Here is a 12,253-nt window from a genome sequence, read left to right on the forward strand (position 1 = left end):
CTTGCTCCACACGGCCTCCATAAACCGCCCACTTCCGCTAAACAGGTGCGCGGTAGAGTCTCTGCCTCACTCTTTTGCACAAAAATAACCCAATGCCTCATTTTTTTATCGAACGTCCCATTTTCGCCTGGGTTGTGGCGCTGTTTATCGTCCTGACGGGTCTCCTGTCTATTCCTCGTTTGCCGGTTGCGCAGTATCCGGCGGTGGCACCGCCGGGCATCATTATTTCCGTCAGTTACCCGGGGGCCAGCCCCGATATCATGAATACGTCGGTAGTATCGTTAATCGAGCGCGAAATCTCTGGCGTAGACAATTTGCTCTACTTCGAATCATCCAGCGACACAACCGGTTCGGCATCGATTACCGTCACGTTTAAACCCGGCACGGACATCAAGCTGGCGCAGATGGATCTGCAGAACCAGATTAAGATCGTCGAGCCTCGTCTTCCTCAGGCGGTAAGACAAAACGGCATTAACGTCGAGGCCGCTAATTCTGGATTTTTAATGATGGTGGGGTTGAAGTCCACCAGCGGTCAATTCGAGGAAGCCGACTTAAGCGACTATTTTGCCCGAAACGTCAGTGACGAGCTTCGTCGCGTGCCCGGCGTAGGGAAAGTTCAGCTGTTTGGCGGCGAAAAAGCGCTGCGTATCTGGCTGGATCCGATGAAGCTCCACAGCTACGGCCTCTCGGTGAGCGATGTTCTCACCGCTGTTGGCCAGCAAAATGCCCTGGTTTCGCCCGGCAAAACGGGAGATGAACCAGCATCTGCGGGACAAGGCGTAACGTATCCCATCACCGTGAAGGGGCAACTCACTTCGGTAGAGGCGTTCAGTAACATTACCCTGAAATCAGATGCATCGGGCGCGAGGTTGAAACTGTCCGACATCGCGCGCGTTGAGTCCGGCCTGCAAAGTTACGCTTTCGGTATCCGCGAAAATGGCGTGCCCGCAACGGCGGCGGCAATCCAGCTGTCGCCGGGTGCCAACGCAATGAGTACAGCTTCAGGCGTACGCGCGCGCATCGACGAGCTTTCCCAGGTGCTACCGGAAGGTATGGCGTTTACGGTTCCCTTCGATACCGCGCCGTTTGTGAAACTGTCTATCATGAAGGTGGTTCAGACCTTTGTCGAAGCGATGGTGCTGGTCTTCCTGGTGATGCTTCTGTTTCTGCACAAGATACGCTGTACGCTTATCCCGGCGATTGTTGCTCCCGTCGCACTTCTTGGCACCTTCACGGTGATGTTATTGAGCGGATACTCCATCAATATTCTGACGATGTTCGGCATGGTGCTGGCGATAGGGATTATCGTTGATGATGCCATTGTGGTTGTGGAGAACGTCGAACGACTGATGGCGGAAAAAAGCCTCTCCCCACGGGACGCTACCCGGCAGGCCATGCAGGAGATCGCCCCGGCGATTATTGGGATCACGCTGGTGCTGACTGCTGTCTTTATCCCCATGGGGTTTGCTGAGGGTTCGGTCGGGATTATCTATCGACAATTTTGTATTTCCATGGCGGTCTCCATACTGCTGTCCGCGTTTCTGGCCCTGACGCTAACGCCTGCCCTGTGCGCAACGTTACTCAAGCCGCACAAAGCAGGAAAGAGCGGAAGTGGAAGGTTCGCGGCCAGGTTTAACGCGCGCTTCCGTTTGCTCACCGTCTGTTACGAAGCCGGGCTGGGTGCCGTTCTGAAGCGAACCGGGCGTATGCTGCTCCTGTACGTTGCGCTCTGCACGGCGCTGTTTGTTGGATTGTCTTCGTTACCGTCGTCCTTTCTGCCGGATGAAGATCAGGGCTACTTTATGTCCTCTATCCAGCTGCCTTCTGATGCCACGATGCAGCGCACCCTCGACGTGGTCAAAAAATTTGAAGCGGAAATTGCGGTCCGGCCGGACATTGAAAGCAACATTATGATCCTGGGGTTTGGCTTTTCAGGTTCAGGACCGAATTCGGCTATGGCCTTCACCACGCTGAAGGACTGGAAAAATCGGCAGGGCTCGACGGCTCAGGGTGAAGCCGACCACATACAGGCCAGCATGACGAACGTCACTGATGCCGTCACAATGAGCCTGCTCCCGCCGGCCATTTCGGATATGGGCACCTCCTCGGGCTTCACATGGTACGTTCAGGACAGAGCGGGAGCGGGCTATGACGCTCTAAAGAGGGCCGCCGACGCGCTGGTTCTGCAGGCTAATCAACGCCCTGAACTCAGCGATGTCTATATAGACAGTCTGCCGGAAGGAACCAGCCTTGCGCTCCAGATTGACCGGGAAAAGGCGGAAGCGATGGGCGTCTCATTCGATGAAATCAACCAGACGCTTTCCGTCACTCTGGGCTCAAATTACGTCAACGACTATACGAACAACGGCCGCGTTCAACAGGTGATTATTCAGGCCGATGCCCCCTATCGAATGCAGCCCGAGCAGATACTGAAACTGTCAGTGAAAAACCGGATGGGTGAGATGGTGCCGGTATCAACGTTTGCGACGATCTCCTGGAACGTTGCGCCGCAGCAGTTGACGCGCTACCAGGGTTATTCTGCTATACGGATTACCGGAAGTGCGGCGTCAGGCGTATCCAGCGGCACCGCAATGAAGGCCATGGAGGGCTTGTCCAGGAGCCTGCCTCAGGGCATGGCGGGTGAGTGGGCCGGGAGTTCGCTACAGGAGATAAAATCGGAATCGCAGCTTCCGGGCCTGATCGCCCTGTCGATACTGGTCGTGTTTATGGTGCTCGCCGCCCTGTATGAGAGCTGGTCTATTCCTTTTGCGGTCATGCTGGTTGTTCCACTGGGCCTTATCGGCGCGGTGATAGCGGTGTTTGTTGCCGGTATGACCAATGACGTGTTCTTTAAGGTCGGTCTGATTACGCTCATCGGCCTGTCGGCCAAGAACGCCATTCTGATTGTGGAGTTTGCCAGGCAGCTGCATCGCGAAGGGCAACCCCTGCTGGCGGCGACCATTCATGCCGCCAGTCAGCGTCTGCGCCCCATTCTGATGACATCGTTAGCCTTTACCTTAGGAGTTGTTCCTCTGATGCTGGCCACCGGTGCGAGCGACAGTACGCAGCACGCCATCGGTACCGGCGTATTTGGCGGCATGATTAGCGGTACGCTTCTCGCGATCTTCTTCGTACCGGTTTTCTTTATCGTTATCGCGCGCTTCATCGGCAACATCAGGAAAGCGTGAACACCCTTGAGGGATCGCGCCTCCTCGCTGGTTGGATGAGGCGAAGCTGTTGCCGGGTGATATACTGGACGAATGCTGAAATTTCGCGCCCCCGCGAGTCCGCGGCGCATTCTTCGGGGCATGCGACTTCGTAGAAGTGCGAGAAATATCGTGACACAAAGGGCCGTGAGTGGGCTATAATTTCGAGCTAATTTCGAATGATTTTGAAATACTGCCTGTAACACTATGAATTACAAGGCAAAATAAGCAATGAATATAAGGATTAAAGCTATGGGTTTTCTTTCCGGTAAGCGCATTCTGGTGACTGGCGTTGCCAGCAAACTGTCCATCGCATACGGCATCGCACAGGCAATGCATCGCGAAGGCGCTGAGCTGGCGTTCACCTACCAGAACGACAAGCTGAAAGGCCGTGTTGAAGAGTTTGCCGCGCAGCTGGGTTCCAGCATTGTTCTGGAATGTGACGTTGCACAAGACGAAAGCATCGACGGCATGTTTGCTGAACTGGCAAAAGCATGGCCGAAATTCGACGGTTTCGTTCACTCCATCGGCTTCGCGCCTGGCGACCAGCTGGACGGCGACTACGTGAACGCGGTAACCCGTGATGGCTTCAAAATCGCGCACGACATCAGCTCCTACAGCTTCGTTGCGATGGCGAAATCCTGCCGCGCGATGCTGAACCCGGGCGCAGCCCTGCTGACCCTGTCCTACCTGGGCGCAGAACGTGCTATCCCTAACTACAACGTTATGGGTCTGGCTAAGGCGTCTCTGGAAGCCAACGTACGCTATATGGCGAACGCAATGGGTCCTGAAGGCGTGCGCGTTAACGCCATCTCTGCGGGTCCAATTCGCACCCTGGCCGCTTCCGGTATTAAAGATTTCCGTAAAATGCTGGCACACTGCGAAGCGGTTACCCCGATTCGTCGTACCGTTACCATTGAAGATGTGGGTAACTCTGCAGCATTCCTGTGCTCTGACCTTTCCGCGGGTATCTCCGGCGAAGTGGTTCACGTTGACGGCGGCTTCAACATCGCTGCAATGAACGAGCTGGAAATTAAATAAGCTGTGACTCTCTTCCCGCCCGGGAAGAGAGTATTTCCCCCCGCGTCACCCCTTCGTTATTCCGTTCTGCTATTTGTTATCACCTAACAATATTTTTCCCTTTATCTGCCTTACGCCAGGATATTGATCGCCATTTTGAGATCAAGGAACGCACATGGAACAACGCCGTTTTTCCGGCAAAGGCCACTGGTATCATGAAACCCAGTCAAACCACGCGCAGACGGATGTTCTGCCCCTGGTGCCCGAAGCCGCTAACGTCGACGATCGTTTTTTGCTCGATTTAGCCCTGCCTGATGAGATTGTCGCCGCCTGTTCTGGCTGGCTTACCCCTGCCAGAGCCTTATGCCACCAGCTGTTTCCGCTCTCAATTCCCGTGAACCGCCTGCATACGCTCAGCGCTTACGATCGACTCAGTACCGCGCTAACGGTCGCTCAGGCCTGCGGCGTTCAGCGGCTCTGTAACCACTACGCCGCCCTCCTCGCCCCGCTTCCCGGCCCGGACTCCTCGCGCGAAAGCAACCGCCGCCTGGCACAAATCACCCAGTATGCCCGCCAGCTCGCCAGCTCGCCTGATGTCATTGATGATAAAGCCCGGAACCAGCTTGATGAGGTGGGCCTGTCCACGTACGACATCGTGGTGATTAACCAGATTATCGGCTTTATCGGTTTCCAGGCGCGCGTGGTCGCGATTTTTCAGGCCCTGTTGGGACACCCTGTTCGCTGGTTGCCGGGGCATCATATTCAGCCGCACACGATCCCCGCGAGCCACGATGGGTGGATGCCGCTTTTACCCGTCGTCGAGCTGCGCTACGCGAATGCGCATCAGCTGGAGTCCCTGTCCCGCTGGCAGGCCGAACCCGCGCTCGAGGCGTTGACGCCGGTGCTTTGTCATGAGCCGACGCTGCTCGACCTGACCGGAGAACTCCTGTTAAACAGCCGCGCGGAGATCCCGCAGACGTCACCCGCACTTTCGGCAGCGGTCGAACTGCTGACCCGCTCGCCGGACCGCTTCAGCGCCGCGCAGTTTACCCCGCTCACGGATCAAGGACTCCAGGGCGAATATGCCATCACGCTGCTTACCCAAAGTGCGTTTGATGGCTGGCTTAATCGTCTGAAAGTGGCGTTTGGTAAAGAGGAATAACCACACTCATTACCCAAAGACCGCTTGCTGAGACAGTGAGAATCGCGTAAAACTGTCAGCCGCTCAATGGCTACGAAAATAGAACATTATGTTTCAGGACAACCCGCTGCTAGCGCAGCTTAAACAGCAACTGCATTCCCAGACGCCGCGTGCAGAAGGGGTCGTAAAAGCCACGGAAAAGGGCTTTGGCTTCCTTGAAGTTGACGCGCAGAAAAGCTACTTCATTCCGCCACCGCAGATGAAGAAAGTGATGCATGGCGACCGCGTCATGGCCGTCATTCATACCGAAAAGGAACGTGAGTCCGCCGAGCCGGAAGAACTGATCGAACCGTTCCTGACCCGCTTTGTCGGCAAGGTGCAGCGAAAAGACGATCGTCTTTCTATCGTGCCGGATCATCCTCTGCTGAAAGATGCAATTCCCTGCCGCGCCGCCCGTGGCGTTGAGCATGATTTTAAAGAAGGTGACTGGGCCGTAGCAGAAATGCGCCGTCATCCTCTGAAGGGCGATCGCGGTTTTTATGCGGAACTGACCCAGTTCATTACCTTTGGCGCCGATCATTTCGTGCCATGGTGGGTTACGCTGGCACGCCACAATCTTGAAAAAGAAGCGCCGAACGGCGTGGCAACCGAGATGCAGGACGAAGGTCTGACGCGCCGCGATCTTACCGCGCTGGAGTTTGTCACCATCGACAGCGCCAGCACCGAAGATATGGACGATGCGCTGTACGCTGAAGAGAGTGCCGACGGCAAACTGCACCTCACCGTTGCCATTGCCGATCCTACCGCCTGGATTATTGAAGGCAGCAAGCTTGACGAAACGGCGAAAATCCGTGCGTTCACGAACTACCTGCCGGGCTTCAACATCCCAATGCTGCCGCGTGAACTGTCAGACGATCTCTGCTCGCTGCGCCCAAATGAAGTGCGCCCGGTTCTCGCCTGCCGCATGACCATTGCCGCAGATGGCGCGATTGAAGACGATATCGAGTTCTTTGCTGCCACCATCGAGTCGAAAGCCAAGCTGGCCTACGATAACGTCTCCGACTGGCTGGAAAATACCGGTAGCTGGAAACCAGAATCAGACGCCATTGCCGCGCAGATCCGTCTGCTGCATCGCATCTGTCTGAACCGCGGCGAGTGGCGTCAAACCCATGCGCTGGTGTTCAAAGATCGCCCGGATTATCGCTTTGTTCTGGGTGAGAAAGGCGAAGTGCTGGATATCGTGGCCGAGCCGCGACGCATTGCGAACCGCATCGTTGAAGAAGCGATGATTTCCGCCAACATCTGTGCCGCACGCGTGCTGCGCGACAAGCTGGGATTTGGTATTTACAACGTCCATACCGGCTTCGATCCGGCGAATACCGAAGCGCTGGCGGCCCTGCTGAAGAATCACGACGTGCACGTCGATCCGGAAGAAGTGCTGACCCTGCCGGGCTTCTGCAAGCTTCGCCGCGAACTGGACGCGCAGCCCTCGGGCTTCCTGGACAGCCGCATTCGTCGCTTCCAGTCCTTCGCTGAAATCAGCACCGAGCCTGGCCCGCACTTTGGTCTCGGCCTCGAAGCCTATGCGACCTGGACGTCACCGATCCGTAAGTATGGCGATATGGTTAACCACCGTCTGCTGAAAGCAATTATCAAAGGCGAAACCGTTGCCCGCCCTCAGGAGGAGACCACGCTGCAGATGGCCGATCGTCGCCGTCTGAACCGCATGGCAGAACGTGACGTTGGCGACTGGCTTTACGCGCGCTTCCTGCAGGATAAAGCCGGTACGGATACCCGTTTCGCCGCCGAGATCATTGATATCAGCCGCGGGGGGATGCGCGTCCGTCTGGTCGATAACGGTGCTGTCGCGTTTATTCCGGCGCCATTCCTGCATGCTGTTCGCGATGAAATGGTCTGTAGTCAGGAAAACGGTACGGTGCAAATTAAAGGTGAAACAGTTTACAAAGTCACCGACGTGATTGACGTCACTATCGCTGAAGTCCGTATGGAAACCCGCAGTATTATCGCGCGTCCTGTCGCCTGATAACCTGTTCAATTGTCGGTCATTTCCTTTCCGGAAAGGCCGACAATTTTTCTTTTTATCCCCGCCACAAAATCATTATTTTTTCTTACTATTTTCAGTCTCCCCTCGCCCAAATTCGCCATAATTATCTACAGTAAAAGAGTGTTGTTATATTCGGTTACGTGAATTTTTATACGCTCAGTATCCTTTTAAATCTGACTCGTTTTATTATAAGAATTCAGGGAAAAACAATAAGTTCACTTCGGTTTTGCCGCTGCTTCTCAACGGAAAAGTCGACTGCAAATGAATAATTGGTGCGCTACTGAACAGCTGCGGGAGAAAACATGATGGACGATCTGGAGCAGAATTTGCTGTTTCGCTACATGGGAACCCACAGCCCATGGTGGCGCTTGTCAGCTGACAGCAACGCTCTGCACCTTGCCGCCAGTGAAAATGCCGATGTCACTCAGGTGATTGCGCTGGACGACGATCAGGCCGATCTCATCCGTCATTTAACCGTTATTACCTCCAGCATTTCCATGACGCTCTCGTTATTCGGGGAAGATGTCCCGGTTCACCTTGTAGGCCGTAAAATTACCCGTAACGAGTGGGCCGGTACGGCTTCCGCCTGGAACGATACGCCCTCCGTGGCGCGCGACCTGGCTCAGGGACTCTCTTTTGCGGAACAGGTGGTGTCAGAGGCTAACTCCGTGATTGTTATTCTCGATCAGAACGGCAATATTCAGCGTTTTAACCGGCTGAGCGAAGAGTATACCGGCCTCAAAGAGCAAGAAGTGATTGGCCAGAACGTGTTTAAGCTCTTTATGAGCCGAAGCGAAGCGGCTGCCTCAAAGCGCAATATTACCGGTTTCTTCCGCAACGGCAGCTCCTACGAAGTCGAGCGCTGGATCAAAACGCGTAAAGGGCAACGACTGTTTCTGTTCAGAAACAAATTCGTTCACAGCGGCAGCGGTAAAAATGAAATTTTCCTTATCTGTTCCGGTACAGATATTACCGAGGAACGCCGCGCTCAGGAACGGCTGCGCGTGCTGGCCAATACCGATACCATCACCGGCTTACCAAACCGCAATGCGATCCACGACCTGATCTCTGACGCCATCAGTCACCGCGGCGACACGCAGGTTGGCGTGGTGTATCTCGACCTGGATAACTTTAAAAAGGTCAACGACGCTTACGGGCATATGTTTGGCGATCAGCTGTTACAGGCTGTCGCGCTCGCCATTTTGAGCTGTCTGGATGAGGGACAGGTGCTGGCACGACTTGGCGGAGATGAGTTTATCGTCATGGCCACCCATACCTCTCAGGGCTCTCTGGAAGCGATGGCGTCGCGCATTTTAACCCGCCTGCGCCAGCCGTTCCGAATCGGCCTGATCGAAATTTACACCGGCTGTTCCCTGGGCATCGCCCTCGCCCCGCAGCACGGTAACGACCGGGAAAGCGTCATTCGTAACGCCGATACCGCCATGTACACCGCTAAAGAGAACGGCCGGGGCAAGTTCTGCGTCTTCTCGCCCGAGATGAACCAGCGCGTGTTTGAGTATCTCTGGCTGGATACCAACCTGCGTAAGGCGCTGGATAACGACCAGCTCCTGATCCACTACCAGCCTAAAATCACCTGGCGCGGCGAGGTCAGAAGTCTTGAAGCGTTGGTCCGCTGGCAATCGCCCGAACGCGGGTTGATCCCACCGCTGGAGTTTATCTCTTATGCCGAGGAGTCAGGGTTGATTGTGCCGCTGGGCCGCTGGGTGATGCTGGATGTGGTTCGCCAGGTGGCGAAATGGCGCGATAAGGGAATTAACCTGCGCGTGGCCGTGAACGTCTCTGCGCGTCAGCTGGCCGACCAGACTATCTTTAGCGACTTAAAGCAGGCGCTGAAGGATCTGAACTTTGAATACTGCCCGGTCGACGTCGAATTAACCGAAAGCTGTCTCATCGAGAACGAAGAGCTGGCGCTCTCAGTGATCCAACAGTTCAGCAGGCTGGGGGCGCAAATTCATCTCGACGATTTTGGTACCGGCTACTCCTCCCTTTCTCAGCTGGCCCGCTTCCCTATTGACGCCATAAAACTCGATCAATCGTTCGTCAGGGATATTCATAAGCAGTCCATCTCCCAGTCTCTGGTGCGCGCCATCGTCGCGGTGGCGCAGGCGTTAAACCTGCAGGTGATTGCCGAAGGGGTGGAAAATGCAAAAGAAGACGCCTTTCTGACCAAGAACGGCGTCAACGAACGGCAGGGTTTTCTGTTTGCTAAGCCGATGCCCGCTGCCGCATTCGAGCGATGGCTAAAACGATATCAGGCGCGGAAACAGCATTAACTGGCTTTACGCAACCCCGCCGCGTGATGGCGGTTTTGCAGCATGACCAGACGCTCCATGTAGGCGATATCTTTCGGTTCCAGGCAGAAAGCCGCGTCAACCCAGTCTTCCGTGATGTCCATTAATTCACTGCGCGGCAATTGCAGAACGCGCGTACGGGCGCGCAGCATCGCTCTTACGCCATTCAGTTTTGGCCGTAGCGTGTCGATGAAGGTTCGTGTGGAGACATAGCTTTGTCCGGGTTCAAACAGGAGATCCACCAGGCCATGTTGTTCGTACCATTCCGCCGTATGGGATTCCCCCTTGTAGATGAGTTCCTCAGCCAGCTTCATTCCTGAACGGCGAGCTACCAGGGAATATCCCCCCATGCCCGGGAACAGGTTAAAAGCAATCTCGGGAAAACCTAAACGTGCATCGCGCTGCGCCAGAACGAAATGGTGCGCAAGAGCGGCCTCAAACCCGCCCCCTAACGCGCTGCCTTCGACCATGGCCAGCGAGATGGCCCCCGTATCAAATCCCCGGGAGGCCGCATGCACGCAATCGACACAGGCGCGCGCATAGGCCCGTAACGCTTCACGTCGACCGTGCTGAATGCACTCGACAAAAAACTGCAGGTCACCGCCCACATTGTACATCTCAGGCACCAGCGATCCGGTCACCCAAAAATCGACCGCAAAACCAGACTGGCGGACGAGCCATGAAAGGTTCATGATCTCCTCTATTAACGCATGGTTGAAGCAAGGACGTGGCTGAGCCCGCAACATCATCCAGACTGTATGTCGCTCTGCCTCGTAATAGCCTGACAGCTGGGTGAACCGTTCAGTATCGGTAAACAGTGTGCAGGTAGGCTGATTGATAACTGTCATAGTCTAATTCCTCTTATAAAAAAGCGCGTTGCGCGCAGTTTTAGACTAATCCACTCAATAAGCCCGCAGCATGAGGGGGAATAATTTTATCACTTCCGTTTATGTAATTTGGTTATTGCATTTTTTCCCTTCTCTTTTGAAGCCAATTTCTGCATCATTGAAAATATTAACTTTTCGCGCCTGGGGTGAGATTATGTCAACTATTGACGCACAAGCTGTAGCACAACGAATTGATACCGTGCTGGATATCCTGGTGGCGGGCGATTATCACTCTGCTATCCGTAATCTTGAGATCCTGAAGTCTGAACTTCTTGCTCAGAATGGCGCTGACGATGCGCCCGAAAACAGACAGCCAAAAGCGCCGTGGGAAGTTTAACCCCCTCCGTTTCCGACCTCGTTTCGCTTTATTAAATGGATGCTATGAATTCCCGACAACAACTCATTTTGCAGATGGTCATCGATCAGGGACGCGTAAGCGTAGTCGATCTCGCTAAAACCACTGGCGTTTCTGAAGTCACCATCCGTCAGGATCTTAATCTGCTGGAAAAACAGAGCTACCTGCGTCGCGCGCACGGCTATGCGGTCCCGCTGGACAGTGATGACGTTGAGACGCGCATGATGAACAACTTCGCGCTCAAACGTGAACTGGCGGAATTTGCTGCGTCCCTGGTGAACAACGGCGAGACCGTCTTTATTGAAAACGGCAGCAGTAATGCCCTTCTGGCGCGAACGCTTGCCGATCAAAAAGACGTTACCATTATCACCGTCAGCAGCTATATCGCGCATTTACTTAAAGAGACGCGCTGCGAGGTGATTCTGCTGGGCGGCATCTATCAGAAAAAAAGTGAAAGCATGGTTGGCCCGCTGACCCGTCAGTACGTCCAGCAGGTTCATTTCAGTAAGGCCTTTATCGGGATTGACGGCTGGCAGCCGGAGACAGGCTTTACCGGCCGGGATATGATGCGCTCTGACGTGGTGAATGCCGTACTGGAAAAAGAGTGCGAAGCCATTGTGCTCACCGACAGCTCTAAATTTGGTGCCGTTCACCCTTACACGATGGGTCCCGCTTCACGCTTTAGCCGCGTGATTACCGATGACCGTTTGAGCGAAGCGCATTGCAATAAACTCGAAGAGAGCGGTTTGATCGTCAATATTATTAAAGCCAGCGCCTGATTTCCCTCCGCGCCCGTATTTCGGGCGCACACGTCTTTCTCTGAGATGATTCTTAACCCTGCTTTAAGAGTTTTTACCTGTTTAACCTGCCCTAAAGTCGTAAAATTACTATTAGCGATATAACAGGAAGTGACTATCACCTGCGTGATGAAGTAACGCCTGCGCGACCAGCTTTCACGGGGAAAAGAATTAAGTATTCGATTAGTCTATACTTAACGTGTACATCTTTCCGTGAATCGATAATTCAGGAGAAAGTATTATGACCTTAACCAGCAAAAAATTAGCCGCCGCTGTTCTGGCAATCACTGTCGCTATGTCCCTGAGCGCATGCTCTAACTGGTCTAAACGTGACCGTAACACCGCGATTGGTGCCGGTGCCGGCGCTCTCGGTGGTGCAGTATTAACGGATGGTAGTACGCTGGGTACATTAGGTGGCGCTGCTGTCGGTGGTATTATCGGTCACCAGGTTGGCAAATAACTATTATCTA

Annotated in this window: 9 protein-coding genes; 8 read left to right on the forward strand and 1 reads right to left on the reverse strand. The window is 54.4% G+C overall.

Annotation, left to right across the window (positions count from 1 at the left end):
• The first annotated feature begins 92 nt into the window (after positions 1 to 92).
• The 5 genes from BFV67_RS11820 (at position 93) to pdeR (ending at position 9,726) form a co-directional block, all read left to right on the forward strand.
• The gene (locus BFV67_RS11820; RefSeq protein WP_069598384.1) at positions 93 to 3,188 is read left to right on the forward strand and encodes a multidrug efflux RND transporter permease subunit; all 3,096 of its coding nucleotides are present in this window, start codon (positions 93 to 95) and stop codon (positions 3,186 to 3,188) included.
• A 270-nt stretch (positions 3,189 to 3,458) separates the two neighbouring features.
• Entirely contained in the window at positions 3,459 to 4,247 is a 789-nt protein-coding gene (gene fabI / locus BFV67_RS11825) for an enoyl-ACP reductase FabI (protein ID WP_003856831.1), read from the forward strand.
• Between the two features lie 154 nt (positions 4,248 to 4,401).
• Positions 4,402 to 5,388 carry a CMD domain-containing protein gene (locus tag BFV67_RS11830; protein WP_063617043.1) on the forward strand — a complete coding sequence of 329 codons (987 nt, stop codon included), beginning with the start codon at positions 4,402 to 4,404 and terminating at the stop codon, positions 5,386 to 5,388.
• An 88-nt stretch (positions 5,389 to 5,476) separates the two neighbouring features.
• Positions 5,477 to 7,411 carry an exoribonuclease II gene (locus tag BFV67_RS11835; protein ID WP_069598385.1) on the forward strand — a complete coding sequence of 645 codons (1,935 nt, stop codon included), beginning with the start codon at positions 5,477 to 5,479 and terminating at the stop codon, positions 7,409 to 7,411.
• 323 nt (positions 7,412 to 7,734) lie between these two features.
• Positions 7,735 to 9,726, forward strand: coding sequence for a cyclic di-GMP phosphodiesterase (pdeR, locus tag BFV67_RS11840; protein ID WP_021240293.1), 1,992 nt, complete (start codon positions 7,735 to 7,737; stop codon positions 9,724 to 9,726).
• Here pdeR and BFV67_RS11845 read toward each other — a convergent pair.
• Positions 9,723 to 10,592 carry a crotonase/enoyl-CoA hydratase family protein gene (locus BFV67_RS11845; protein WP_008501218.1) on the reverse strand — a complete coding sequence of 290 codons (870 nt, stop codon included), beginning with the start codon at positions 10,590 to 10,592 and terminating at the stop codon, positions 9,723 to 9,725. The two genes, pdeR and BFV67_RS11845, sit on opposite strands and share 4 nt — an antisense overlap.
• A gap of 193 nt (positions 10,593 to 10,785) precedes the next feature.
• On the opposite strand from BFV67_RS11845, the gene BFV67_RS11850 reads away from it, so the two are divergent.
• The 3 genes from BFV67_RS11850 to osmB all read left to right on the forward strand — a co-directional run bounded on the left by BFV67_RS11850 (position 10,786) and on the right by osmB (position 12,243).
• The gene (locus BFV67_RS11850; protein ID WP_021240294.1) at positions 10,786 to 10,968 is read left to right on the forward strand and encodes a YciZ family protein; all 183 of its coding nucleotides are present in this window, start codon (positions 10,786 to 10,788) and stop codon (positions 10,966 to 10,968) included.
• A gap of 44 nt (positions 10,969 to 11,012) precedes the next feature.
• Positions 11,013 to 11,765 (forward strand): DNA-binding transcriptional regulator YciT, encoded by a 753-nt coding sequence (gene yciT, locus BFV67_RS11855; protein WP_069598386.1) that lies wholly within the window; start codon positions 11,013 to 11,015, stop codon positions 11,763 to 11,765.
• A gap of 259 nt (positions 11,766 to 12,024) precedes the next feature.
• Entirely contained in the window at positions 12,025 to 12,243 is a 219-nt protein-coding gene (gene osmB / locus BFV67_RS11860; RefSeq protein WP_008501216.1) for an osmotically-inducible lipoprotein OsmB, read from the forward strand.
• The last annotated feature ends 10 nt before the right edge of the window (positions 12,244 to 12,253 follow it).

The sequence above is a fragment of the Enterobacter roggenkampii genome, assembly GCF_001729805.1.
Lineage (GTDB): Bacteria > Pseudomonadota > Gammaproteobacteria > Enterobacterales > Enterobacteriaceae > Enterobacter > Enterobacter roggenkampii.